At 54.9% G+C, this 25,129-nt stretch carries 24 protein-coding genes and 1 tRNA gene; 5 read left to right on the top strand and 20 right to left on the bottom strand.

Annotated elements, in window-relative coordinates; translation table 11 throughout:
* Position 1: 1 nt before the first annotated feature.
* The 8 genes from ROJ03_RS05440 to cobT are packed head-to-tail and all read right to left on the bottom strand — an operon-like array spanning position 2 to position 5,561.
* The gene (locus tag ROJ03_RS05440; protein WP_313725987.1) at positions 2-568 is read right to left on the bottom strand and encodes an ECF-type riboflavin transporter substrate-binding protein; all 567 of its coding nucleotides are present in this window, start codon (positions 566-568) and stop codon (positions 2-4) included.
* Positions 569-603: 35 nt separating this feature from the next.
* Positions 604-1,488, bottom strand: coding sequence for an SAM-dependent chlorinase/fluorinase (locus ROJ03_RS05435; protein ID WP_313725986.1), 885 nt, complete (start codon positions 1,486-1,488; stop codon positions 604-606).
* The gene (locus tag ROJ03_RS05430) at positions 1,466-1,693 is read right to left on the bottom strand and encodes a hypothetical protein (RefSeq protein WP_313725984.1); all 228 of its coding nucleotides are present in this window, start codon (positions 1,691-1,693) and stop codon (positions 1,466-1,468) included. The genes ROJ03_RS05435 and ROJ03_RS05430 overlap by 23 nt, the downstream gene beginning before the upstream one ends.
* Entirely contained in the window at positions 1,690-2,295 is a 606-nt protein-coding gene (thrH, locus tag ROJ03_RS05425; RefSeq protein WP_313725983.1) for a bifunctional phosphoserine phosphatase/homoserine phosphotransferase ThrH, read from the bottom strand. The genes ROJ03_RS05430 and thrH overlap by 4 nt, the downstream gene beginning before the upstream one ends.
* A 30-nt stretch (positions 2,296-2,325) precedes the next feature.
* A complete protein-coding gene (locus tag ROJ03_RS05420; protein ID WP_313726025.1) occupies positions 2,326-3,072 on the bottom strand; it encodes an adenosylcobinamide-GDP ribazoletransferase in 747 nt (248 codons plus the stop codon).
* The gene (gene cobU / locus ROJ03_RS05415; protein ID WP_313725981.1) at positions 3,072-3,710 is read right to left on the bottom strand and encodes a bifunctional adenosylcobinamide kinase/adenosylcobinamide-phosphate guanylyltransferase; all 639 of its coding nucleotides are present in this window, start codon (positions 3,708-3,710) and stop codon (positions 3,072-3,074) included. The genes ROJ03_RS05420 and cobU overlap by 1 nt, the downstream gene beginning before the upstream one ends.
* A complete protein-coding gene (gene cbiR, locus ROJ03_RS05410) occupies positions 3,698-4,513 on the bottom strand; it encodes a cobamide remodeling phosphodiesterase CbiR (protein ID WP_313725980.1) in 816 nt (271 codons plus the stop codon). Before cbiR ends, cobU begins: the two co-directional genes overlap by 13 nt.
* 1 nt (position 4,514) lies before the next feature.
* Complete coding sequence (gene cobT / locus ROJ03_RS05405) at positions 4,515-5,561, bottom strand: nicotinate-nucleotide--dimethylbenzimidazole phosphoribosyltransferase (RefSeq protein ID WP_313725979.1); 1,047 nt, start codon at positions 5,559-5,561, stop codon at positions 4,515-4,517.
* Between the two features lie 61 nt (positions 5,562-5,622).
* Here cobT and ROJ03_RS05400 point away from each other — a divergent pair, with 61 nt between their 5' ends.
* Positions 5,623-6,528 carry a DMT family transporter gene (locus tag ROJ03_RS05400; RefSeq protein WP_313725978.1) on the top strand — a complete coding sequence of 302 codons (906 nt, stop codon included), beginning with the start codon at positions 5,623-5,625 and terminating at the stop codon, positions 6,526-6,528.
* Here ROJ03_RS05400 and ROJ03_RS05395 read toward each other — a convergent pair.
* Positions 6,515-7,399, bottom strand: coding sequence for a DNA repair protein (locus ROJ03_RS05395; protein ID WP_313725977.1), 885 nt, complete (start codon positions 7,397-7,399; stop codon positions 6,515-6,517). The two genes, ROJ03_RS05400 and ROJ03_RS05395, sit on opposite strands and share 14 nt — an antisense overlap.
* Entirely contained in the window at positions 7,396-8,628 is a 1,233-nt protein-coding gene (locus ROJ03_RS05390; RefSeq protein ID WP_313725976.1) for an AI-2E family transporter, read from the bottom strand. The genes ROJ03_RS05395 and ROJ03_RS05390 overlap by 4 nt, the downstream gene beginning before the upstream one ends.
* 55 nt (positions 8,629-8,683) lie before the next feature.
* On the opposite strand from ROJ03_RS05390, the gene ROJ03_RS05385 reads away from it, so the two are divergent.
* Genes ROJ03_RS05385 through ROJ03_RS05375 form a run of 3 tightly spaced genes read left to right on the top strand, consistent with a single transcriptional unit; the run spans position 8,684 to position 11,347 of the window.
* Entirely contained in the window at positions 8,684-9,427 is a 744-nt protein-coding gene (locus ROJ03_RS05385) for an RNA methyltransferase (protein ID WP_313725975.1), read from the top strand.
* A complete protein-coding gene (locus ROJ03_RS05380) occupies positions 9,420-10,250 on the top strand; it encodes a glycerophosphodiester phosphodiesterase (RefSeq protein WP_313725974.1) in 831 nt (276 codons plus the stop codon). The genes ROJ03_RS05385 and ROJ03_RS05380 overlap by 8 nt, the downstream gene beginning before the upstream one ends.
* Positions 10,247-11,347, top strand: coding sequence for a DUF362 domain-containing protein (locus ROJ03_RS05375; protein ID WP_313725973.1), 1,101 nt, complete (start codon positions 10,247-10,249; stop codon positions 11,345-11,347). The genes ROJ03_RS05380 and ROJ03_RS05375 overlap by 4 nt, the downstream gene beginning before the upstream one ends.
* Positions 11,348-11,498: 151 nt before the next feature.
* Here ROJ03_RS05375 and nagB read toward each other — a convergent pair whose 3' ends face one another.
* From nagB to ROJ03_RS05360, 3 genes are all read right to left on the bottom strand, one after another.
* Positions 11,499-12,311: a glucosamine-6-phosphate deaminase gene (gene nagB, locus ROJ03_RS05370; RefSeq protein WP_313725972.1), complete on the bottom strand. Its 813-nt coding sequence runs from the start codon at positions 12,309-12,311 to the stop codon at positions 11,499-11,501.
* A gap of 60 nt (positions 12,312-12,371) precedes the next feature.
* Positions 12,372-13,442, bottom strand: a complete 1,071-nt coding sequence (mnmA, locus tag ROJ03_RS05365) for a tRNA 2-thiouridine(34) synthase MnmA (protein WP_313725971.1) — start codon at positions 13,440-13,442, stop codon at positions 12,372-12,374.
* Positions 13,443-13,515: 73 nt separating this feature from the next.
* Positions 13,516-13,589 (bottom strand) — tRNA-Asp (locus ROJ03_RS05360).
* 201 nt (positions 13,590-13,790) lie between these two features.
* Here ROJ03_RS05360 and ROJ03_RS05355 point away from each other — a divergent pair.
* Positions 13,791-14,687 (top strand): phosphatase PAP2 family protein, encoded by an 897-nt coding sequence (locus tag ROJ03_RS05355; RefSeq protein WP_313725970.1) that lies wholly within the window; start codon positions 13,791-13,793, stop codon positions 14,685-14,687.
* On the opposite strand, the gene ROJ03_RS05350 is transcribed toward ROJ03_RS05355, so the two are convergent.
* The 7 genes from ROJ03_RS05350 to ROJ03_RS05320 all read right to left on the bottom strand — a co-directional run bounded on the left by ROJ03_RS05350 (position 14,650) and on the right by ROJ03_RS05320 (position 25,049).
* Positions 14,650-15,240, bottom strand: a complete 591-nt coding sequence (locus ROJ03_RS05350) for an exonuclease domain-containing protein (RefSeq protein ID WP_313725969.1) — start codon at positions 15,238-15,240, stop codon at positions 14,650-14,652. The two genes, ROJ03_RS05355 and ROJ03_RS05350, sit on opposite strands and share 38 nt — an antisense overlap.
* Entirely contained in the window at positions 15,237-16,511 is a 1,275-nt protein-coding gene (locus ROJ03_RS05345) for an L-serine ammonia-lyase, iron-sulfur-dependent, subunit alpha (protein ID WP_313725968.1), read from the bottom strand. Before ROJ03_RS05345 ends, ROJ03_RS05350 begins: the two co-directional genes overlap by 4 nt.
* Before the next feature lie 15 nt (positions 16,512-16,526).
* Positions 16,527-17,876: a TolC family protein gene (locus ROJ03_RS05340; protein ID WP_313725967.1), complete on the bottom strand. Its 1,350-nt coding sequence runs from the start codon at positions 17,874-17,876 to the stop codon at positions 16,527-16,529.
* Positions 17,873-20,980 (bottom strand): efflux RND transporter permease subunit, encoded by a 3,108-nt coding sequence (locus ROJ03_RS05335; protein WP_313725966.1) that lies wholly within the window; start codon positions 20,978-20,980, stop codon positions 17,873-17,875. Before ROJ03_RS05335 ends, ROJ03_RS05340 begins: the two co-directional genes overlap by 4 nt.
* Positions 20,977-22,053: an efflux RND transporter periplasmic adaptor subunit gene (locus ROJ03_RS05330; protein WP_313725965.1), complete on the bottom strand. Its 1,077-nt coding sequence runs from the start codon at positions 22,051-22,053 to the stop codon at positions 20,977-20,979. Before ROJ03_RS05330 ends, ROJ03_RS05335 begins: the two co-directional genes overlap by 4 nt.
* 60 nt (positions 22,054-22,113) lie before the next feature.
* The gene (gene manA, locus ROJ03_RS05325; RefSeq protein WP_313725964.1) at positions 22,114-23,325 is read right to left on the bottom strand and encodes a mannose-6-phosphate isomerase, class I; all 1,212 of its coding nucleotides are present in this window, start codon (positions 23,323-23,325) and stop codon (positions 22,114-22,116) included.
* Positions 23,326-23,429: 104 nt separating this feature from the next.
* The gene (locus ROJ03_RS05320) at positions 23,430-25,049 is read right to left on the bottom strand and encodes a Na+/H+ antiporter NhaC family protein (protein ID WP_313725963.1); all 1,620 of its coding nucleotides are present in this window, start codon (positions 25,047-25,049) and stop codon (positions 23,430-23,432) included.
* Positions 25,050-25,129 lie beyond the last annotated feature (80 nt).

Genomic DNA, 25,129 nt, shown 5'->3' with positions numbered 1-25,129 from the left:
CCTACTTTGTGGTGTCAGCAGTGAGGTTGGTGTTGTCCTTGTTCCGTTTGGCCACCAGCAACATCAACAGCGTACCAAGGATACCGATGACGATGGTGTTGGATATGGCGATGATCAGTTGCTGGGTTATGACCTTGTCCAGAGGCTCGGCAAAGAGCAGGAAGTCAAGGACAGCACTGATGAGATACCCAAAGAAGTTACCGACAAAGGCAAGAAGGATATAGAGCCCGATCTGGCCTTTGGAGAAAAAGCCTGTGTCCAGGGCACGTTTGGTCAGGATCGGGAACAACCCGATGACCGCCCCAACGATGCCGCTACCCAGCATCCAGGTGGGCCACACGCCCCAACCGGCAAACATGTCAGTCAGCCAGTGTCCGAGGAATCCCACAAGAAATCCCACGATAGGCCCGTACAACCCTGCAACGAGAGCAAGGATTGCCATCGCTGGCTTAATCGTGGTGTTTGCGAATACAGGAACACTCAACAGACCGCCAACCCCATACAGAGCGGCACCGATTGCAATGATCACAACCATCTTCACTGGCTGCATCCCTTTGGACTTTTCCATTCTATTCCTCCTACCTCATGCTTGGACTACACACATCATACCACCGAAAAAGTAATTTTCCACCCTTCCCCTGTCCCTATTCCATAGGTTGTGGCGAAACTGCCCTGGTTAAGGGCGAGGGCAAGGTTGAGCAGGCTGTTGACATAGATAAGGGGCTCACCCTTTGCCACTTCTGTAAAGCCTCGGCAAAGCTTCACCGGATAGCCATAGACGATCCTGCCATCCTTGGAGATGAGCACCTGCATCATCGCTCCAAAATGGATACCCAGCTTGTCAAGGAACTCATCGCTTATGTTGGTCCAAAGCGAACCATAGCGGGTATCGAGGATGTCGATGGCGCCGACCAGGGTATTCTCCCCTTCAATGCGCCCTTTCTCAAGCTTGAGCTTCACATGCCTGGCAAGAGTCGGACCAAGGTCCTCAAACTCCACCAGTGCGGCTGCAAGGCGGGAACCTGTATAGGCGTAGACATCCCGACCATGGAAGGTGTAGCTGCGTTGGCTGCCAGCCAGGCGGTTGGTCTGCTCTGAGATCTCCCTCACCTCAACGATGCCCACCTGCTCGGCGATATGGGTCAGCGTCCCGTTGTCAGGGGTAACCACAAGGTGTCCGCTCGCCGTCAGGGCAACCACACTCTTGCGGTTGCTGCCTACCCCTGGGTCGACCACACAGACAAACACCGTGCCGGCAGCCCAGTAGGTCATCGCCTGCATCAGGCGGTAGGAAGCCTCCCAGATGTTGAACTGGGGAATCTCATGGGTCAGGTCGTCCAGCCTAAGGGCATTGGAGACCGCATTGGCAACCCCGTGCATCGCACTGACAGCCCCGTCGGACGAACCGAAATCACTGAGGAATACCACAGTCTTCCTCTCTTGCCAAAGACGGGCCTGCAACAGTTCAGCCTTGAGTTTTGTTTTCATCCTCATCCACCTCATCAATCAGTTTCCGTAATTTTACCAGATATACCACCAGAAAAACAGAGACAACCAAAACGCCAAGCCCAACCAGGCCGACGAGGAAGGGGCTACCCACATAGACAAAGGAGAGCAGCACATAGCCTGTGAGCATGGAGAGCAGGAGGACCAACATCGTCAGGGCCAAAGAGACAAACTCCTTGCGTTTCATCGGTGCAAAAACTCCTCTATCACGAGGGAAAACTCCTCGTAGGTGGTGGTCGACTTCAGATGGGGGTGGCTTGCCACTATGCCCTGGGGTGGGCGGAACAGGCAGCCTGCATCGGCTTCCTCGATCATGGCGAGGTCGTTGTAGGAGTCCCCGGCAGCGAAGGTGCGGAAATTTAGGCTCTTCAGGGCCTTGACAGCATGGTACTTACCATCGTGCAGGCGCATCCGGTAGTCCTCGATCATCCCCTCGGAGCTGATGACCAGATCGTTGCACCAGAGAGTTGGCCAGAGAAGTTGCTTCATCAGGGGCTGGGCAAACTCGGTAAAGGTGTCGCTGAGGATGAGCACCTGTGCCATGGACCTGAGCCCATTGAGAAAGTCCAGGGCCCCCTCCAACGGCTCGATGGTCGCGATGACATCCTGGATGTCGGAAAGGGTAAGCCCATGGGCCTTGAGAATCTCAATCCGGCCTTTCATAAGCTTGTCATAGTCAGAAATATCCCGGGTAGTAAGACGCAGTTCTGCTATTCCGGTCTTCTTGGCGACATTGATCCAAATTTCAGGGACCAGCACACCCTCCAAATCAAGGCAGACAATATCCATTGCTTTTCCTCCAGATCCTAATGGCTCAAACTACCTTGCAAAGGCCAGAAAAATCAAGGCCCCCAAGTAGGCAGATGTTTCACCCAAGACCTCGATGGCACCCAGGACATCACCGGTAACCCCACCAAGGCGCCTGTGGCTCATCCTCATGACAAGCAGGGTCATCACCAAAGCGAAGAGCGTAGCAGAGCAGGCGGGCAGCAACGAAGGGCTTGCAAGGAGGGACAGCACAACCAAAAAGAGGGCCATCTGCAACAGTGGAGCTACCATATGCCTGGGCCCGCTCTCCCTCACCAGGGCGGAAGCAGTCCCCTCGCCCTCCCGTGCATAGGAGGAGAGGCTGGTGGCCATTGCCACCATCGTCCTCCCAAGGGCAGGGACAAACAGCAGGATGGGGAGGTAATCCACCAGCTCTGCCAGGGAGAAAACCTGGATAAGCAGGGTGCAAACCAAGGCAATGAGGGCAAAGGCCCCGACATGGGAGTCGCGCATGATACGCAGCGTCTGCTCCTTGGTCCATCCACCGCCAAAACCATCGGCGACATCGCACAACCCATCTAGGTGGAAGCCTCTGGTCAGATAGGCCATGGCCGCCACCATGAGGGAGGACCGGACAAAAGGCGAAATGGGCAAGAGGGCGATGAGACAGGAGAAAAAACCAAGGACGAGGCCTACAAAGGGAAACCAGAACAGTGTCCTATTCTGGTGTTGCCCTGTCCTCCCTGGAACAGAAAATCGTGTCAGGGTACGGAATGCACCGGTAAAACCGCTCTCCATCACAAGACTTCACCCTTGAGTGCCAACGGAAGGCCTGCCACCAGCAGGATGACGTTCTTGGAAATGGCTGCAAGGTCCTGGTTCATCCAGCCCGCGATATCCCTAAAGGCCCTGCTCTCTGCATCGGCAGGAATGAGCCCAAGACCGGTCTCATTGCTAACCAGCAGGATGTCGCAGGGAGGCTGCTTGAGCAGGCTGACCAACGCATCCAACTCCTTGGCTGTATCCATCTTGTGGTAGAGAAGGTTTCCAAGCCAGACAGTGAGGCAGTCGACGACACACACCTCAACCGATTGGGGAAGGGATCTGATGGCAGAGACGAGGTCAAGAGGCTCCTCAATGGTGATGAAGCGGTCTGCCCGATCCTTCTGGTGGGCAGCGATACGGGCCTTCATCTCCTCGTCAATGGGTTCGGCTGTTGCAATATAGGCGCGGCTCTGGGTCCCTTCCGAGGCACCTAGGGCATAATCCTGCGCATAGGAGCTTTTCCCGCTGCGACCTCCCCCTAGTACCAGCGTCAACTGGCTTTTCAGCCTGGTACGGATACGCACACCGCTGGTGGTAGAGGACATTGAACCTTTACCGCCCTTGATCGAGGACACATGACTCTTCGAACTCTTGATATCTATTGTTGCCATAGCTTGCCTGCCTCTCTTTTTTCCATCATAGCATGGCTTTGCCTCAAGAGGGAGAGGGATGTGAGAAAGTCATGCTGATTGAACACCTCCAGCGTCAGGACCCTCTCCTTCCCGTCTTGGCCCTGCTCGACCAAACGGGACAGGAAGCTCTCGATCTGCTTGGGGTCCCCCTTATCCAGGCTCTGGTGGTCGCGTCCCGCCTTGTCCACCCCATGGAGGTGGCAGACCCTCGTCTCGGCAAGCAAGGAAGAGCAGGCCTGGTGCGGGTCATAGCCCATCATCCACACATGGCCGATATCCAAGGTAACCATCAGATTGTGCTTGCGTACAAGCTCCTCTACCAGGGAGAAGGGGTAGCTGAGCGTCTCTGCACAGAAGAGGCGGCTGCTCACCGAGGATCGCTCCAGGAGCCGGTAGAGGCTCTCATCGAGGTAGGAGAGCCACTGGGGGATATCCTCCGATGCCTTGGGCCCATACATGTCAGGGGTAAGGTGGAGAATGTAGCCAAAGGGGTCCAGGGGCTCAGTCAGGGAGAGGATTCTCAGGTAGGTATCCAGAGTCTTCTGCCGAACGGCCTTTTCCTTCGATCCTGGATAGACATCCAAGGGGAAATGCACCGTGTAGGTAAGCGAATGCTCCTCAGCGAGCTCCTTGAGGGAGGCTATCACACTGGGAGAGGGCAGGTTATCCTCACCCTCGCTCTCAAACAAGACCAGTTCGATATCGTCGACCAAGGGGGCGAGATAGCGGACATTGGGCAGTATGTCATCTTCCAGGATATAGCTTGTGGTTCCTATCCTCATATCAGAATATTCCCTTTTCCCTCAGCAGGGAGGTGCTATCGGTTACCCCTGCATGGCTAAAGCTCGTCATTTCCGTAAGTATCCTGCTGGCCTGGGAGACAATCGGCCAAGCAGTCAGGGCTCCCGTACCCTCCCCCAGCTGCATGCCCAGATCCAGGATAGGCCTGGGTAGGCCGAGATAGTCCAGCAACAGGTCATGGCCTTGCATCCCTGACAGGTGGGCCGGGATGAGGTACTCCTTGCAGTTCGGCTCGATGGCACAGCTTACCACAGCAGCTGCCGTGGTTATGAAGCCGTCGAGCAATGTCGGCAGGGAGAGAGCCGCTGCCTCTATGATGGCCCCTACCATGGCCGCTATCTCAAACCCGCCGAAGGCAGCAAGGACCCCAAGGGGGGTTCGGACAGGATTTCTTTTGAGGGCAAGCTCTATGACATCACACTTGGCCTTGAGGTCGCAGTCACTCAACCCGCTGCCCCTGCCTGTTACCGAGTCGACTTTCAGGCAGGTAAGGGCTGAGGCTATGGCCGAGGCACTGCTGGTGTTCCCTACCCCCATCTCCCCAAAGGCGATGGCATCAAAGCCCGCCTGTTTCTTCTGGCGGACAAGAAGCCTGCCACACTGCATTGCCAAAAGGCACTGCTTTGCATCCATCGCATCTTCTCTCAGAAAATTCCTGGTACCCATGCCAATCTTGCGGTCCAGGACGCCATCGGAGGGGAGAAACTGGTGGGCGACACCCATATCCACAACCGTGAGGTCAACCCCATGGGCCCGGGCAAAGAGGCCACAGGCACCCCCTCCCTTCGCAAAGTTCAGACACTGTTGCCAGGTTATCTCCTGAGGGCTATGGGTTACCCCTTCCTCCACTATCCCATGGTCACCTGCAAAGATGAGCAGGGAGAGCCTGGATACGGGGCGAGGCGTTATGAGGGCGATCCTGATGGCCAAGGCGGCCAGTTCCCCAAGGCTGCCTGGAGGCATGGCCTTCTGTAGCAGGGTCTGCTGCAAGGCGTGCATACGATTCTTGTCTATCGGTTGTATCGGCATGGAGCCATTGTAGGGATTTATTCGCTGGCATGACAAGGGCAAAACGGGTACAATGACCACCATGCAGCAGGCCATCTATCTTTTTCTTGATTTTCTCACAGGAATGGTGATATCGGTCATGGTTGTGGCCAACACCCAGTTTGGGGTGGCAGCGACCATGGGCGTCTCCCTCATCGTCAACCACATCATCGGGCTCACCTTCCTCAGCTTGTTGCTGCTGCTAGGCAGGCGCAACAAGAGCATCAACCCTGCAAGAAAGAGCGCCCCGCCCTACCTCTGGTTCAACGGGGTGTTCGGGCTGGTAATCCTCAACTGCAACTACTATACCATCGTCCATACCGGTGCTTCGCTAGCCATGGCGAGCACGGTATTCGGCCAGAGCTTCTCCTCCGTCCTGTTCGACCTTACCGGCTTTCTGGGAATGGAAAAACGCAAGCTCAGCAACAAGAAGATGGCAAGCCTCGCCATCAGCGGGGTGGGTATTGTGGTGATGGCCTTGGGAGGAGAGGGAGATTTTGTCCTTGGGTATATCTTGCTGGGCTTCCTTGCAGGGGCGCTCACCATGACCCAGATGGTGCTCAACAGCACCTTTGCCAACTACAAGGGGTCGATATTTGCCTCGAGGCACAACTTTCTCACCGGCCTCATCGCAGGGGTGCTCTTCTACTCCATCACCGCCCCAAGGGCGACGCTCCAGGGGTTCAGGGTCATACCAAGCCTTTCGCCAATCCTTGTGCTGGGCGGAGGGGTCCTGGCCATCTTTGTGGTGGTGTCCACCTGCTATGTGATAACCAAGGTCCCTGCGATCTACTCAGCCTTATTGCTCTCTTCAGCCCAGATACTGACCAGTCTGGCCATTGATGCCCTGTTCCTTGATATGTTCTCCCCCAACCTTTTCATCGGAGCCATTCTGATGCTTCTGGGGATGGGTGGGAACCTGCTTTCCGACAGGGCTACTGCTCACTGATCCCATAGACACTACCCTTCTCCTGGACAAACCCCTCCTTTGCAAGCTGGTCAAGGGCGTTGAGGATGCGTTCCTCCTCAAAATGCGAAAGCAGGTCATAGATGGCTACCAGGCTCTTTGCACCGGTATCGGTAAGCAGGTGTATCAGCTGTCCCCGTATCTGCCGGTTGGAGTTCTCGAACTGCTTCTGCTTGGTGTAGTGTGCACTACGCTTGTTCGCATTGGGAAAGAGGGCCTTGAGCAGCACCCCGTAGTCCATCAGGGCATAGTACCAGCTTTTCGTATCCTCGTTGATCAAGCTCAGCTCGTGCAGCAAGGCTTCCAGCTCCTTGTCCCTGACTTCACCCTGATCGGGATAAAAGCAGGTGAGCAGGACCCGGCGGATATTGGTCTCCAGATAGACGGACTTCTGCTGGTAGCAGAAGCTGAGGATCGCCGCACCTGTCGCCTTGCCTACACCTGGCAACGACTCGATGAGGGCCTTGTCGTTGGGGATCGTCCATCCCCAGGCCTCTGTCATCCTTGCGGCCTTGCGGAGGTTCAGGGCTCGGCGGTTGTAGCCAAGGCCCTTCCACTGGGCGAGCAGCTCCTCGACCGACACCTCCGCCAAGCTGGAAAAGTCGGGCCACAGGGAGAGGAAGGTCTCATACTTGGGTTCAACCCTACTTGTCTGGGTCTGCTGGAGCATCACCTCGGAAAGCAGGATACGGTAGGGGTCGCTTGTCTCTCTCCAGGCAAACTGGCGCCCATGGTCTGCATAGAAACCAAGGATAAGTGCCTTGAAGGCCAAAAGGCCCTCATCTGTCTGGGGGAAGGTCTGCCCCAGGTAGGGTTGGGCAGCATCGGGATGGAGATGGGGAAAGCCGTTCATTTTTTCTCGCCAAAACTCTCGGGCAGGATGAAATCGCCCTTGTGGTAGGTGTTGGTAGCCTCTTGCTCCTCAGCCCTCTCCATGCTTTTGGCAGAGGGATCCTCCCCTCGCTTCAGCTTCTCTTGCTTACGAAGGTACCGGGCCAGGGCATTCTGCTTTTCGCTCTCCCGCTGGTAGCTCTTGCCGCTGCTGATGAGGATTGCGATCGGCCTAAGGGATTTGACATTTGCACAGAGGATCTGCAACACACTGGTGATGGGGACAGAGAGGAACATGCCTGGGATTCCCCAGATGTAGCCCCACAGGGAGAGGGAAACCAGGATGACAAAGGGCGAGAGGTTCAGCTGGCCTCCCTGGAGCTTGGGATCGATGATGTTTCCCAGGATGGTCTGTATGCTGATGGTCATGATGGCGACGTAGATGACATTGGACCAGACTGGGGCAAACTGGATAAGGGCCATCAGAATGGTGAGGGTGGTGATGATCAGCGACCCGATCGAGGGGATGAAGTTGAAGACAAAGGCCAGTACCCCCCAGAGTACGGGCAGGTCAAGGCCGGTCACCAGGGCAGTGAGGTAGAACATGACCCCTGTCATGGCGCTGATGACACCCTTGAGCAGCAGGTACTTGGAAACCTGGCGGGTAATCCGTTCGAAAAGGACAGCCACCCTCAGCCCCTTGCTTCGAGGCACAGCTGCCAACAGCTTGGGGATGGCACTCTGGCGTTCCAAAAGAAGGAAGAGGAAGAAGATGAATACAAGCATCGCAACCTTGGTAATGGAGAGGAACTTGTTGGATATGCTGGTCAGGCTGCTGATGGCGAGGTTCGACCAGTTGACCGGGAGGTTTGACAAAAAGGAGGTGCCTGCAGGCAGTTCGATGAACATGGTGACCCGGCTGGAGAGCAGGCGGTCGAGGGATACCACCTTGTCTGCATAGAAGGGGATCAGCCTGACCAGGGTATCGACTGTCATGATGATGAACCAGCCGGCTGCGACGAAGATGAAGAGCAGGAGCACCATCACCAGGGTGACAGATATGATCCTGGGTATGTGCAGCTTGTCGAGCCGACGTACCAGAGGACTGAAAATAAGGAAGCAGAAAAATGACAGGATCAGGGGGATAGTGACATCCTTGGATAGCTTGAGCACTGCAAGAATTGCAAGGGTTACGAGGATTCCAAGGAAAATCTGAATATACCGGTTGTTTGCCTGGGGTGTGTCTGTCATGGAACAACTATAGACCAGCTTGGAAAAAGCTTCAATATCTGATATTACTCTCCCTATGGATCAAAAGAGTAATTTGGATAGGATTCAGATCGTTCTGGTTGGCACGCAAGACGGTGCCAATGTAGGCTCAGTCTGCCGTGCCATGAAGACCATGGGCATCACCCATCTCGTGTTGGTGGGCGACCGTGAGTACGACGAGAATCGGGTACGGACCCTTGCACTGCATGCCAGTGACGTCTGGGAGAATGCTACACGGTATGAAAACCTTTCTGAGGCTCTCGCCACCAGCGTTCTCACTGTCGCATCAACCCGACGGCAGGGAAAGTTCCGAAAGAACAGTGCCCTCAATCCGGAGCAGCTTGCCCTCATGGTGCAAAATACAGGGGAAGGGCTCATCTCCATCGTGTTTGGCCGGGAGTCTGACGGACTTACCGACGACGAGGTCGCCCAGTGCTCCATGGTGGTAAGCATCCCCACCAGTGAGGACTTCCCCTCCCTGAACCTGTCCCAGGCAGTTCAGGTCATCACCTACAACCTTTTCGACAAGATCAAGACCTGGCCGGTGCAGGCAGTGCCTGTCGAACAGGGTCGCTGTGAGCAGGCCGCTGCGACGGCAACCTCTGCCATGGATGAGGTAGGCTACTTCAAGCAAGGGCATGAAAAGCTCTGGACCTACCGCTTCCTAAGGGATGTCTTTGTTCGAGCCTCCCTGACCGAGAGCGAGATCCAGAAGATGGAGAAGGTCTTTGTGAAAATGAGCAAGATCAAGATACATAAGGATACCCAGGAAGATGTTTAAGTCATTCTTTGACCCGCTTCCCCGTGTGGTCGCCCATCGCGGTGACAGTGCCCACTACCCAGAGAACACCCTTGAGGCCTTCCTTAGCGCATATAGGATGGGCGTCGATGTCATCGAGACTGATGTCCACCTGAGCAAGGACGGCTTTCTCGTCATCTGGCATGACGAGACTCTGGAGCGCAACACCAACGGAACCGGGAGGATCGAGGACCACACACTCGAGGAGCTCAAGCGCTTTGATGCCGGCTATACCTTTACCACCGATGGGGGAAAGAGCTTCCCCTTCAGGGCAAAGGGTGTGGTGCTCTGCACCCTGGATGAAGCACTGAGGGCATGTCCCGCACAGCGCTTCAATGTCGATTTGAAGACCAGGGGCGAGGCGATAGTCGATGCCTTCATCAAGGTCCTGGATGAAAACCAAGCCAAGAAGCGGGTGGTCGGGGCATCATTCCACTATATCAACCTCAGGCTCCTGCGCAGGAAGGAACCCAGGATCCTGACGAGCATCACCTCAGTAGAGGTGCGGTTTTTTCTTTTCCTCTACTGGATACGGCTTCTGCCAAAGAAGCTCAGCAAAAGCCGGCAGATAATTTTCCAGGTCCCTCCAAGACAGGGCTATATTGTGGTAATTACCCCCTCCTTCGTGAAGGCCATGCACAAGCGAGGGGCCATCATACAGGTATGGACCATCAACGAAAGAAGTGAGATGGAGCGCCTGTTTGCCATGGGTGTCGACTCAGTCATGACAGACAAGCCTGCACTTGCCCTTGAGGTAGCCCAGAGCATGGGGCTATTGACTACACCAGACGGAGAGCAATCGTGAAACAATCGGATGTACATTTCATAAACCTACGCTGTGAAAACGGCGATTCGCGCCTGGACAAGCTTGAGAGGCTGATCACCAAGGCCGGGATGGACAAGATCGACTTCAAAGGGAAGTTCGTTGCCATCAAGCTGCACTTCGGGGAGCCGGGAAACCTGGCGTTCCTCAGGCCCAACTATGCCGCAACGGTGGTGAAGATGGTGCAGAAACTTGGTGGCAAGCCCTTTCTCACCGACTGCAACACCCTCTATGTCGGGGGGAGGAAGAATGCACTGGACCATCTGGATAGTGCCTACAAGAATGGATACATGCCCTATGCCACAGGGTGCCATGCCATCATCGCTGACGGGCTCAAGGGGACGGACGAGGTGCTCGTCCCTGTACGCAACGGCGAGTATGTCAAGGAGGCCAGGATAGGCCGGGCCCTGATGGATGCGGACATCGTCATCTCCCTGGCCCACTTCAAGGGCCACGAAGGGACAGGCTTTGGCGGGGCATTGAAAAACCTCGGCATGGGTGGTGGTTCCCGCGCAGGCAAGATGGAGATGCACAGTGATGGCAAGCCCCAGGTGGAAGCAGATCTCTGCATCGGGTGCGGGGCCTGCATCAAGGTGTGTGCCCATGATGCACCACATATAACGAAAGGAATCTCCTGGATTGACCATGACAGGTGTGTCGGCTGTGGCATGTGCATAGGCGTCTGCCCTACCGACGCGATCCAGCCAGGCAGCAGCAGCTCCAATGACAGGCTCAACTGCAAGATCAGCGAATATACCCAGGCCATATGTGACGGCAGGCCTACCTTCCACATCAACGTGGTCATAGACGTCTCCCCTTTCTGCGATTGCCATGGGGACAATGATGTGGCAATCGTACCCGATGTGGGGATGTTCGCCTCCTTCGACCCTGTCGCCCTGGACAGGGCCTGTGTCGATGCGGTAAATGCCCAGACCCCACTTGCAGGTTCGAGACTTGGGGGGACCAAGGGGGACAACCTGGACAACAACCACCCCCAGACAAATTGGCGGGTAGGACTGGAACACGCCCAGAAGATCGGGCTGGGAACCCAGGAGTACCGCCTGATCGAGGTCAGGTAAGAAAAGCCGAAACACAGGCCAACAAAAAACGGCATAGTCGGAAGAACCAGGAAGACCAGAAAAATGACCTACATGCGAAGCATAGCAAAGAACGGGCCCGAGGGGGTCCGTTCTTTGCTATGCTTCAGGATATTCCAGCCATGCTTGTTTGTCAGAAGATCATCTTTTTCACATCAAGGTTATCGCTCTCGATATCCTTGAAGTAGTTGTAGGTGTTTACCTTCAGCTCCCCACACGCTTTTTCATCACAGACGATGACCGCCCTTGGGTGAAGCTGCAGGGCACTGCAGGTCCAGCGGTGCGATACACCACCTTCAACAGCTGCCTCAAGGGCAAGGGCCTTGTTGTGGCCATTTACCAGGATGACCACCTCCCTGCTGTCGGTGATGGTCTTGATCCCTACCGTCAAGGCAGTGGAGGGCACCTTGGAAATGTCATTGTCAAAGAACCGGCTGTTCATGACCTTGGTATCATAGGTCAGGCTCTTGATGCGTGTCTTGCTGGATAGGCTTGAGAAGGGCTCGTTGAACGCGATGTGCCCATCAGAGCCGATACCACCCAGGAAGAGCTCAATGCCGCCGTAGGAAGCTATGGCAGCCTCGTAGGCATCACATTCAGCCTGCAGGTCAGCGGCCATACCATCGAGGATGTGTACGTTCTCTCTCTTGATGTCGATGTGGTTGAAGAAACTGTTCCACATGAAGGTGTAGTAGCTCTGCTCGTGGTCGCGGGCAAGGCCGACATACTCGTCCATGTTGAAGGTCACCACATGTGCAAAGGAGACATAGCCTTCCTTGTTGAGCCTGATGAGCTCTGCATAGGTGCCCAGCGGAGACGATCCTGTGGGTAGCCCAAGGACAAAGGGTCTCTCCTGGGTAGGATTGTAGGCCCTGATCCGATTGGCAATGTGCCTTGCCGCCCAAAGGGATAGATTCTCATAATCATTTTGAATTATTACTCTCATCGCTCTCTCCTCTACTGATCGCCATCATACCCAATTACCCAGTGCAATACAATCGCCTGCTTATTCCACCCGCTCGATGATTCCCCCGCAGAGAATGACCGGCCCATTATAGAGCACGAGCGACTGCCCGACAGTTGCAGCCTGCACCTCCGAGGCAAAGACTGCCGTAATGGAGCCATCCTCGTTCTGGTGTGCCACAGCTTCCTTGGGAGAGCCGGTGGACCGTATCTTGGCCATGACGGGCACAGAGCCCACAAGGTTGCCCTCAAGGCCCCACACCACCTGGCTGGCGGTTACCGTGGTGTTGTAGGTGTGCTCCACAAAGCCCACCACCACTTCGTTGGTGTCGGCCCTAAGGGCGAGCACATAGAGGGGCTTCTCGGCAGCAATGCCAAGGCCCTTGCGCTGGCCTATCGTATAGTGCCAGATCCCCTCATGGGTACCGAGGATTTTTCCCTCAAGGTCGACGATGTTGCCACTCTTGCTGCTGACCTCAAGAAGGTCGGAGTAGTCGCCACCATAGAAGTCCTGGCTCTCCTGCTCGTGCACCACATGAAAACCCTGCTCTTCGTCGATCGCCCGGACTTCGTCCTTGTGCATTCCCCCAAGCGGAAAGAGCGTCGTTGCAAGCTGCTGCTGGGTGAGGCGGTACAAAAAGTAGGACTGGTCCTTCTTCAGGTCCTCAGCCATCGAGATGGCATACCTTCCATTTTTTTCCACAATCCGGGCATAGTGGCCGGTTGCGAACTTGTCGAAGACAAGGCCCTTCTCCCGGGCATAGTCGACCATCGCGCCGAATTTGATCTTCGAGTTGCACCAGATGCATGGGTTGGGAGTCCTGCCACTCATATATTCATCGTTGAAGTTCTTCAGGACCACCCGTTCATACAGGTCACTCAGGTCGAGGGTCTGGTGCTCGATGCCGATGCGGGAGCAGATGTCCTTGATCTTCTCAAGGTCTTTTGTCTTGTCAGGGGCAAAACAGGAGTTGGACTGCTTGGGGGCAGGAAGGTCAGTACGGTTATTCCAGACCGTCATGGTGACTCCAACAACCTCATGCCCGCTCTCTTTCAGTAGGTAAGCGGCCACCGTGGAATCGATGCCTCCGCTCATCCCTATCAGTACTCTCATGGTACCTCCAAAAAAAGTGTCAGGGGGTTAAGTATACAAGAACCGCCTTGGAATTCCAAGGCGGTTCAACAAGCGAGAGCGACGGGGATCGAACCCGCGATCTACGGCGTGACAGGCCGTCGCGATAACCAGCTTCGCTACGCCCTCGTAGCAAGTAGCAAGCTACAATATCGCAGTAGTTTTGTCAACAACCCCTAGAAAAAAACTCCAGAAATTTGCATGAGAGCGAGAATTGCCACCAAAACAAAACAGAATGGCGATCGGAAGCGCACCTGCCTGAAGGGTCGATCAGCTTTCTTCTTGCAAGCCCAACCTTGCTTGCGTATACTCAAACATGAGGAGCCACCCATGCAAGAATCCATTTTGATCTTTTTCCAGAACATCGGTACACCATTTCTGGACAGCTTTGCCAATTTCGCATCGGCTGTTGGAGAACAGACCTTTGTAATCGCCGTCATCCTCTACATCCTGTGGAATCATGACAAGAACAAGGGCTTCTCCATCTGTTCCTCCATGCTCTTCTCGGTGATGAGCATGGGCCTGCTCAAGGCAATCGTCAGGGCCCCTAGACCCTTCCAGGTACTATCCAGCATCCAGGGAAAGCGCCTGGCCACTGCAACCGGATACTCCTTCCCTTCCGGACACACCACAACAGCCGCTTCCTTTTACAGCGCTGTCGCACGAGCCTTCAAGAGACGGCCTCTCAGCATCTTCTGTGCATTCATGATAGCGCTTGTCGGAATAAGCCGACTCTATCTGGGAGTCCACTGGCCCATTGATGTCTTTGGGGGGTTGGTATTGGGAGTCGCAATCACCATGCTGGCCTACAACAGGCTCAGTGCCCTCTATGAGGACAAGGATAAGCGATACCGCTTCTCCCTTGTCGTAGGGGTCATTACCTTTGTCCTGGGCCTGGGAATGGCAATCCTGCTCAACATGAATTCCGTTGACCAGGTTGCTTTTTCCGACCTCATGAAGACCCTCGCACTCTCAGGTGGCGGCTACCTTGGCTTTGCCCTGGAGGTCAAGAAGGTCAACTACTCGACCGAAGCGACCATGCCGAAGAAAATAGTGCGCTTTGCGATCGGCATGGTGGTAGTTGTCGCCGTCATGGCGCTGAAGACCATCATCCCTGAAGCCGCCTACTATATAGGCTCCTTCGTCCGCTATGCATTCCTGGGATTCTGGGCAACCGGGCTCTTCCCGCTTATAGGAAAAAGAGTTCTTTTTGCTGATGCTCAATAACCTTGGGCTCGATGCCCTTGGTAATAAGGAACCTCCGCAAACTCAATAGGTCGTTGAGGTTGCCATAGCACTGCTTGCCAAACAGCTTGCCGCACATGACAGCGTCATCAAGGGCGTAGTGGGCCTGGTACTCCATGCCGAAGTGGTCGCAAAGGTAGGTCAGCTTGTAGCTGAGCATCTTCGGCCACACCTTGCGGGCTATGGTGTAGGTACAGAAATAGGAGGTGGCTTTTGCCTCCAGGTCATAGGACTCAAAACACCCTTTGAGCACACCCATGTCGAAGACAGCATTGTGGGCGACAAGGATGTCCCGTCCGATGAAACTCCTCATTGCAGGCCAAAGCTGGTCAAATTCGGGGGCAGCGAGGCAGTCCTCATCCTTGAGCTTATGCACGGCACTCATCCCAGGGTCGAAATAGGGGTGCTTGGGGTGTATGAGGGAGTAGTAGGTATCCAGCAACGTCCCCTCTTCATCAAAACGGGCCAGGGCAACAGCACAGGCCCCACCTGCATAGCTGTTTGCAGTCTCAAAATCTATTGCTACATAGTTCATCTTTGTTTTCCCAACATGATGGAGAGGATCGTCTTGTCGGTCTCCTCCATTCCTTCGCGGCTGATCCTGGAGAGGAAATCCATGCTTTCCAAGCTGGTATTCCCTACGATGCCACTCTCATTGCCTGGCGAATACCCCCTGAAGGCAAGCTTGCAAGCAAGGTTTGCAGCTTCCACACAGGAGTATATCTTAAGGGCGCAGGTCATCTTTGCCCCGTCACAGATGATGCCGGTCAAGTTCCCGATCATGGTGTTTATCGCGCGGTCCATGACAGGGAGGTCGCCATCGAGCAGGTAGACAAGGCCACAGGCCGTCCCAATGGAAGCGGTAAAGGCACCGCAGAGGGCGCTGAGCCGGTTCTTCCGGGCAGTGAGGGAGAGCCCGACAAGTTCGCTGAGAACCAAGGCCCTACCCAGCTTCTCGTCGCTACTCTTCAGATAGGAGGCGACGACAGCCAAGGGAACCGTCAGGGTAATGCCCTGATTGCCACTGCCGCTGTTGATGATGACAGGAAGGGGACAGCCAGCCATCCTGGCGTCGCTAGCAGCGGCGGCAAGGGCTGAGGCCAGGCTGAAGGCCTCAGTGAGGCTGCGGGGTTCATGGTTCAGCCCTTCTGAGGCGATCCTGCCGACAGAGAGCCCATACTCATGCCGTACCGCATGCTCTGCGATCACCAGGTTGGTATCCTTGGCATCGAGACAGAGCTGGATGGCTTCTGGTGGAGCCTCGTTGGCATATGCCAGAAGCGAGGCCAGGGTGGCCTTGCCGATGACATCCTCATCAGCCTCTTCCAACACGGAGCTGCAGTTGTCCACCGGAAGGGAGAGCAGTTCTACCCCATCCTTTTCCAGATAGCTGAACCGGTCATGCTCGCCGCTTATGATGGCTACTGATGAACTCTTTCCGTTGGTGGCACTGACCTTTATGTAGAGGGAGGGGACATCGACGCTGATCTTCAGGGAAACCTGAAGGGCACTAGCACACCTAAGTTGCTCCTGCCCTATCTCGCTGAGGATGCTCAACCCCTTATCGACCGAGCCTCCGCACACCCCGAGGGCAACCGCTGCCTGGATGCCCTTCAACGAGCAGTTGGGAAGCCCTACTCCCATGGCATTCTTGACCATGTCCCGGCTGGTAACCACCTCGACTGAGGTAGGGATGGTCCCAAGCAGCTCTCCTGCCTTCGCCCCTGCCAGGGCCGAAGCCGCCGGTTCCGTACAGCCCATGGCGGGCCTCATCTCTTTTTTCAGCAGTTCAAGGAATCTGTCCATTCCATGACTATACCATTACAACAGCCTATTTTCCAACCCACAAAGATAGGTAATCGTGGCGAAGGCCCCGGTATAGGCGAGCCACTGCTGCTCCATCTCACATTCGATCGCCACCCTCGCCAGCTCGGCCTTGACCAGGTCTGCTTCATAGCCATAGCCACTGACAAACAATAGCCTCTTCTGCTCTCCTTCAGAGAGGGCAGCTTCCCTCTTGAGGCTCAGATATGCAAGGCTCTCGTCAGCCAGATGGAGTGCAAGGTAGGCCTCCTCCACCTGCGTGAGAAGGGCCTGGACCATCTGGTCCTTATCAAAATATGACTGCTCTTCCTTGATAGCCTTACGGCTCACCTCATGGAATTTCTTCCCCCCATCGTAGATGGTACTCTTCATTCCTACAGAGACATTGAAAGTGTAGTCATCCCGTTCGACAAAAAGGAATTTTGACCCACCGTAGCCTAGCGATACCTGCATGGCCATATCGGGCTTCCAGTAGAGAGAGCCTTCTGCAACAGAAGAAGCGAGGGCGGCAAGATCGGTCATCAAATTTGCGATGCGAACCTGCTCCTGGCTTTTTGCCGTTGCCAGAGCCTGCAGGGTCTTCAGGTCATAGGAGAGCAGGGAGCGAAGCTGCTCCTGGTCAAGTTCCCCTACCAGTTCGTCATCCTCATCAATGGTGATGTTGCACAGGTTCGCTATCGCCCTGCGTTGTTGCTGCCTCTGGTTGGCTACCTGGGTTTTTGCCAAGGCAATCTGCCTAAGCGATACCTTGGCAGAGAGAGCCTCCTCCTTGAGGAGCATCCCATTGGAGACCCCCTCTTCAGCCAAGGTTACCAGAGTCTGGGCAAGCTTTTGCTCCTCATCGAACAGGCCTTCCATGGCAAGCAGATAGTGATGGGCATAGAGGCGGCTGGAGAGCTCGGAGAGCAGGGATTTCTGCAAGGCAAACCTTTGGGCCTGGCGAATCTGGACAAGTTTTTCGGTCATCGCCACCCCATTCTTCAGTTTGCCCCAGGTCCATAGTGGCTGGGTAAGGGTAAGGGAGAAGTTGTAGAGGGTATTGGTCAGCCCTGTATCGATGGTTACAGGTGTCGAGCTTCCTAAGGGGAAAGGGAGTTCGAAGGAGAGGGTGTCCATGGGGTTTGCCAGGTATGTCCCGCTGACCTCCAGGTCGACTGTCGGTCCATACCCTGCCTTCGCATCCTTTACTTCGAGTGTGGAGAGGTCCTGTTCGCTTATAGCCTGTTTGAGCTTGAGGTTGTTGGAGAGCAGCAGAGCCTTGAGGTCGGGCTCGGTATAACTCGCTGCCGATACCAACAGTGAGCTCAACAAGAGAGAAATCATCAAAATAAGAGGTTTTTTGTTCATAGCTTGCCAACCTTTCTGCGTATGAGACGTCTCTCACTTCGGTAGTAGAGGACTGGGATGATGAAAAGCGTTATCAGGGTGGAGGTAAACAGCCCTCCTGCGATGGCCTGCCCCAAGGGTGCGTAGATCTCAGCACCCTCCCCTGTGGCGAAAGCCATGGGAAGCACGCCCAGCATCGTGGTGATGGTGGTCATGAATATGGGCCTAAGCCGGGTTGCACTCCCTTCGGTGATGGCCTTGAGCAAGCTGCCCTCACTCTCCTCACCCTCTTGCCCCCTACGCAGCAAGTTTACGTAGTCGATGAGGATGATGCCGTTGTTCACCACTATGCCGCCCAAGGCAATGATGCCCAACAAGGAGACAATGCTGAGGGTTGAGCCAAAGGCAAGGAGCCCAAGAACGACACCGATGATGCAGAACGGGATGGAGACGATGATGATCGCAGGCTGGCGGAACCTCTCAAACTGGATGACCATCACGGTATAGACGAGGAACCAGGCGATGAGCATGGCAGTGAGGAAAGGAGGAAGGGACTCTCCTATGAGCTCGAGCACTCCTGCAGCCATGCTGCTCACCCCCTCAGCCAACGGTTCTGCAACAAGGTAGTCGTTCATGCGTTGGGAGACCAGAGAGGTATCCTCACTAACCAGGGAAGCACCAATTGTTATGGTCTTGGCCCTATCCGTGTGGTTGATCTCACTGAGGCTTGGCTGGACCTCCAGCTTGGCAACCGAGGAGAGCCGTATCGGCTTTCCTGCAAGGGAGTAGAGGGTAATCGCATTGAGGGTATCCTCACTGAAGGGGTTGTCCGTCACGTCACTGCCCAGGATGATGGGGTACCGGTTCCCACTGGTATCGGAAAATGTGGAGACCTCCATCCCCTCGACCAGGATCCTGTTGGTAAGGCCCGCCTCATAGCTGTTGATCCCGAGCCTGTTGAGGCTGTCACGGTCCATCGCCAATACCAGTTGGTTTGCATCGAAGGAGGTATCCACCCTGGTCGACACCACAGCCTTGTCCTGCCCAAGATGGTCCTGGATTCGCTTTGCTTCCCTGAGCAGCAGGTCAACGTCCTCACTGACGAGGGTGATGCCATAGCCGCCCCCTCCGGTCACAAAGCCCAGAAGCTTGTCAAAGCCACCGTTCTCTATCCTGATGGTGACATCAGGGACCTGTAGGGCTATGGCCTTTTGCACAGCCAGGATTATCTCATGCACCCCACGATCACGTTGGGCTACAGGGACCAGGACCACCCTGGAGTAGGCTAGGTTTGCACTTCCTACCCCAAGGGTGAAGTCACTCAGGCCAGCATAGGTGACGATGTCAGAAACTTCGCTGACTTCACTACGGATGATAGCCTCGATCTGGTTGCTTCTCGCCCTCGTCTCATCCAGGCTATAGCCTTGGGGAAACTCCATCTGTACATAGAGCTCGCTGTTATCGGTCGAAGGCAGGAAGGTAAAGCCAAGCTTGGTGATGGTAAAGGCTGTGAGGACCAGGATGCTCAGGCAGATGACCAGGATAAAGGAGCTATGGGAAAGGCTCCAATCCAAGGCCTGGGTATAGCGCCTCTCGACAGAGGAGAGCATGCGGATGAAGGCCCTGTTTTTCTGCTTGGGAGGGGTCGGGCGCAACAAGAGCCTTGCAAAGAAGGGAACAAATACCACTGCAACAAGAAAGGAGCCGGCAAGGGCGAGGATCAGGGTGAGGGCGATATCCTTGAAAATCATGCCGATGATACCGCTGAGCATTGAAATCGGAATGAATACCACTACAGTGGTGAGGGTTGAGGCCAGGATGGGCGAGCCCACCTCATCGCTCGCCTTGTCGATGCTAGCCATTACGGATAGCTCCCCTGTCCGGTAGTGCCGATATATCTGCTCTAGCATGACGATGGAACCATCGACAACCATTCCCAGGGCAGCGACCAGACCCGAGAGGCTCATCAGGTTGATGGTGATGCCCATCAGGCGCATACCAATAAATGAGAACAAAAGGGAAAGGGGTATGGAGAAGGCAATGATGAGGGTCGACCGTATGTCACCCAGAAAGAGGATGATGACCAGAATCGCCATGATGATGCCACCAATGCCACTCTGCACAACAGTATTGAGCGATGCCAGGGTTGTCCTGCTGTCATCACCGATGATGGAAAAACTCAAGGCCTCCCCGCTCTCCTTGCTTTCCTTATCCAGCAGGGCCCTTATGGCCTTGTTTATCCTGACGATGTTCCCATCGCTGCGTTTGGTCACGTCGACAACCAGCAACGGGTGCCCATCACTACCTACCGCATATTTTGCTTTTGGGTACCTATAGGAGACCGTGGCCACGTCCTCCAACCGGATGGGGCTTCCCTGGTCCGTATATCCGACGGGGATCTGTTTCAGCTCTTCCAGGCAGGTGATGGAACCTCCATACCTGAGGTCGAGGGTCTTCCCCCGGTACTCTGCCGAACCGAGAGGGAGGCGTACGTTGGAGTACCCGATGAGCGAGTAGACCTGGGTAACGCTGATCCTCTTCGCCTCAAGATCGGAGAGCCGAAGCCTGACGGAGGCCTCAAGCTCCTGGCCCCCGCGCACGGTGACAGAGGCAACCCCCTTGATCTGGTTGATGGCCGGTACAAGCTCGTCCTGGACGTAGGAAGTTACCCTACCCACGTCACTGCCACCCGATACCGAGAAGGTGATGATGGGCAGCATGGAAGCTCCCCCGACCAAGGCCAGGGGATCACCTTCCAGGTTCTTGGGTAGCGATGCCTTAAGCGTTGATATCCTGTAGCGGACCTCATCGAGCTGTTCATAGGGGTCGACACCATCCTGGTAGTAGATGGTTATGATGCTCATGGAGTTGCTGGAGACCGAATCCATGGATTTATAGTTTGGAAGGGTAACAAACTCATCCTCAAGGATTCTGGTAACCTCATCCTCCACATCCTCTGCCCCGGCTCCAGGATAGAGGGAGAGTACAATGATGGAGGGCAGGTTGATGTCACTCATGAATTCAATGTTCTGGCCTGCAAAGCTATAGAGGCCAAAGGCTACCAACACGATGAGCAGCATCCCTATGACGACAGGATGGCGGATGGCCTGGCGGGAGACTTTCACAGGCCCTCTCCTTCGATGCGCACCTTCTGGTTGTCAAACACCATGTGTTGGCCATCGACCACAAAGAGGCTTTCAGCATACGCTTCAGGGACCTTGAAGAACCAGTCGTCCTCCAGTTCCACCGCTGTCTGCACATATTCCACCCGTTGGGTTTCGGGGTGGTAGACATACCAGGAGCCATCACTTTTGCGTATGGATTGGGCCATCCGCGGGATAGCCTCCTCTTCACTGTAGGTGATGCCAACCATGACGGACATTCCTGGACGGACCAAGGCCTCCCCATGCTCGACCAGGCATTCCAGGGAGAAGGTCTTGGAATCACTGTGGATAAAGGGGTCGATGGTGAGCAGGCGTGCCGGTATGGGTTTGTCCCAGGCAGGGTTGGTAATTTCTATGCGAAGAGTCTCCTGGCCCTTCCAGAATACGCTGTAGTAGGTCTCGGGCACCTCTACCTTAACCACCAGCCGAGTAAGGTCAGCTATCACGGCAATGGGCTGTTGGGCCCCTGCCATGCTTCCTACCGAACTGCTCTTCATCAGGATGCTCCCCGTCACAGGGGCCGTGACCGTTGCATAGGAAAGCTGCAGGGAGGCTAGCTCATACTGAGCTTTTGCCGCATCCCGTTGGGCTTTGGCCTGGTCATAGCTCTGTTCGGTTGTTGCCTTGTTCTGGTAGAGGGAGGCCACCCTGGAAAACGTGCTTTCGCTTGCCAGGTATGCGGCCTCTGCCTGCTTAGTCTGCTGGATGAAGGGTTCGCTGTCGATGGTGGCCAGGACCTCGCCCTTTTGCACCATCTGCCCTACCTGTACGTCAAAGGACTGAATGGTCCCTCCGACAAGAGGGATTACAGGTACCAGGTCCTTGGCCTGAATGGTTGAAGGGAAAATTCCTCGCTTCGATACACTCCCCTTCTGGGGCAGTTCCACTACTACCAAAGGCTCTGGCGGAATGTAGACAATCTTCTCCCTATTGCCCAAAAATATATCGACACCGATGAGAACAACAAAGATGACAGAAGCCAGGGTGACATACCTGGCGATGATGGAGAGTCTGCTTACAGGACGTTTTTTCATAGCTTGCTACCTTACACGTGTCTAACGTACTCATGAAAAAGTGTAAGGTCAAGAGAGTTCTCAGCGAGGGACGTCAGCGATGAAAAGTGTTCCCTCTACCTCCAGCTTGTACGTTTCCAAGGAAGCGGCAACTACATGGCACTCGCCCTTGCCTATCTCAACCCTCTCTTTTCCAGCACTGAAGGATACCTTACCTTCGGTACAGAACAAGAGCTCGATGCTCTTTCTGTCGCCGATGGTGTAGGCCCCTGAAGGACAGACCATCAGGTGAAACTCCTCGGTAGGGGTCAACAGGTGGACCCTTCCTGAGGTGCCGACCAACTGCAAGACCGGCTCAACCTCCTTGCCCTTGACCTCCATGATCTTCATAAGCTCGTGCAGGTCAATCTTCTTGTGGGTAAGGCCTCCACGCAACACGTTGTCCGAGGCACTCATCAGTTCAATCCCATTGCCCAGGACATAGGCATGCAGGGTTCTGGGTTCAAGATAGAGGGCCTCTCCTTTCTGCAGGTGTTTCACATTGAGAAAGAAGGGTGCAAAGAGGCCAGGATCTTTGGGGAAGGTCTCATAGCAGGAGAGGGCGATGCCTTTGCTTTCCAGGAAGAGGCCATCAGGGGTAGCATAGGGCAGGTCCTCCCTATCCCGGAGTGAGGCTATGTACTCTTCGATACAGAGGACCAACTCCTCCTGTTTCATGGTATAGAGCAGCTCAAACAGGGTAGAAATTTCCTTGTCTGGATGGCTCGAATGTTCATCGATTCCAGAAAAATGCTTGGCATAGCCAATAGGCATCAGAGCCCTAAGCTGGGGGAGTATCTGAGCCAAGGGCCGAAAGGCACACATGGCTGTGATGGGGGTAAGGGCATAGATGACCTCAGCCTTCCGGTTGGAATCCTTGTAGTTCCAGAGTTCTTTCGGAAAGCGGGTGCGAAAAGCGGTCTCCCTCTCCCACCCTTCCTTTGCCTGGACCTCGGTGGGATGGCACTGGATGGAAAGGGGGTGGTCGATGGCGAGGACCTTAAGCAGCAGTGGCAACTCAGGGCCAAAGCGATCGAGATGTTCCTGGCCAAACCAATGTAGGCTGTCATTCGTCAGAAAGGTCGATAGGCTCTCCCCGGTGGCCTCTACGGTTGCATCGCCACTGGGATGGGTACCCATCCAGAGTTCTGCCTTGGGTTTTCCATCTTCCTTTTGGCCAAGGAGTGCCGGGATGAATGACATGTTGCCCCAATCATACTCTTTCACCTGCGCCTTGATCTTGACAATGTTCATACGTGCCTCCAATGGAGAGTATACGATTCTTCGCATTGTATAGCAAACGAAAACATGGCCCTCCAGGGAAGGAGGGCCAATAGAGCGCTCAAACAGAGCAGGATTTACTTTGCGTATACGCGAGGAAGGATGACCATGGCTGCAGCAAATGCTGCAAGGGTGGCGATCCAGGCAACCAAGACGTTCAGGAAGATTCCTCCAAAAATAAAGCCGATCAAAGCACAGACTGCAGCGGTAATCGCATAGGGCATCTGTGTTGCAACGTGCTCAAGGTGAGGACACCCTGCACCGGTGGAGGAGAGAATGGTTGTGTCACTGATCGGTGAGGCATGGTCACCGAAGACGGAACCACCAAGGACAGCACTGACGCTGATCATCGCTGCGTTGAGCAGGGCTGAGCCTTCAAGACCCTTGGCCTGGGCAAGACCTACGGCGATCGGCATCACGATAGGGATCATGATGGCGAACGTGCCCCAGGAGGTACCTGTGGAGAAGGAGATGAGGGCGGAGAGGCTAAAGGCAATGACAGGGATGAATACGATGGGGAACCCACCACCAACAACCACTTCACTGAGGTAGGCTGCCAATCCAAGACCGCCATCTTCCGGGCTGCTCTTGATGACAGAGCCGATGGTCCAGGCCATGGTCAGGATGATGAGGGCAGGAACCATGCTCTTGATGCCATCACCAATGGCTTCACTTGCTGCCTTGATGGTGAAAAGCTTGCGTGCAGTGTAGTAGACATAGGAGATGACCAGGGTAAAGATAACTGCATAGAAGAGGGCCATGGAGGCATCGGTGTTGTTGAAGGCCTCACCAAGACTCATGGAAGCCATAGCAGCACCCAGGGTAGGAATACTCTCCCCGTCGATAGCACCAAGGTAGGTGGTCACAGGGAACAGGATGACTGCAGAGGCAATGAGCACGAGGATCGGAAACAGCATATCCAGAGGATTTGCCTTGTCAGCGTTGACTGACTCGTCGAGATGGATCTCGCCAGGTGCCTGGCCATACTCTTCGTTGTACAGCTTTCCAGTCTCTTTGGCGTAAGCGATACTTCTGGCCATTGGCCCAAAGTTTCTACCAGAAAGGATCAGGACGAGGACCATGATAAGGGTCAGGATTGCATAGAGGTTGTAGGGAACCGAACGCATGAAGAAGGAGAATTCGCTAATCCCGAGGGAGGAGAATCCTTCAGATCCCTTGACGATGGACATGACGGTGATGACCCAACTGGAGATGGGTACCAGGATACAGACGGGGGCTGCTGTTGAGTCCAGGATGTATGCCAGCTGTGCACGGGGCACTCCATTCTTGTCGGTGATCGGTCTCATGACCGTTCCTACAGCAAGGCTGTTGAAATAGTCGTCGATGAAGATGAGCAGTCCACAGAACCAGGCCATGAGCAGGCTGGTCTTGGGGGTGTGCAGCTTGTCAGCTGCCCAACGACCGAAGGCTCTTGCCGAACCGGTCTTGCTGAGCATGCCAACCATTCCGCCAAGGAGTGCACAGAAGAGGAAGATGCGGATGTTCCATCCGTCATTGAGTGAATCTGCGAGCATGTCGGTAAGGTTGAGTATTGCTACAAGGGGGTTCCCTCCTGCAACAATCAGTGCTCCTGAAAAGATACCCAGGAACAACGATACCATTACGTCCTTAGTGATGAATGCCAGGGTAATGGTGAGTACGGGTGGAATAAGACCCCAAATTCCAAAGCTTGCCATAAATGACCTCTCTCAAGTGTAGTATGGCAAGACTATAGCATGCGTATAGTTACAAAGTATAGTATAATTCATCGCTTTTG

The sequence above is a fragment of the Sphaerochaeta sp. PS genome (assembly GCF_032144095.1).
GTDB lineage: Bacteria > Spirochaetota > Spirochaetia > Sphaerochaetales > Sphaerochaetaceae > Sphaerochaeta.
The sequence above is the reverse complement of the archived record's forward strand: the minus strand, read 5'-3'. Positions and strand labels throughout refer to the sequence as shown.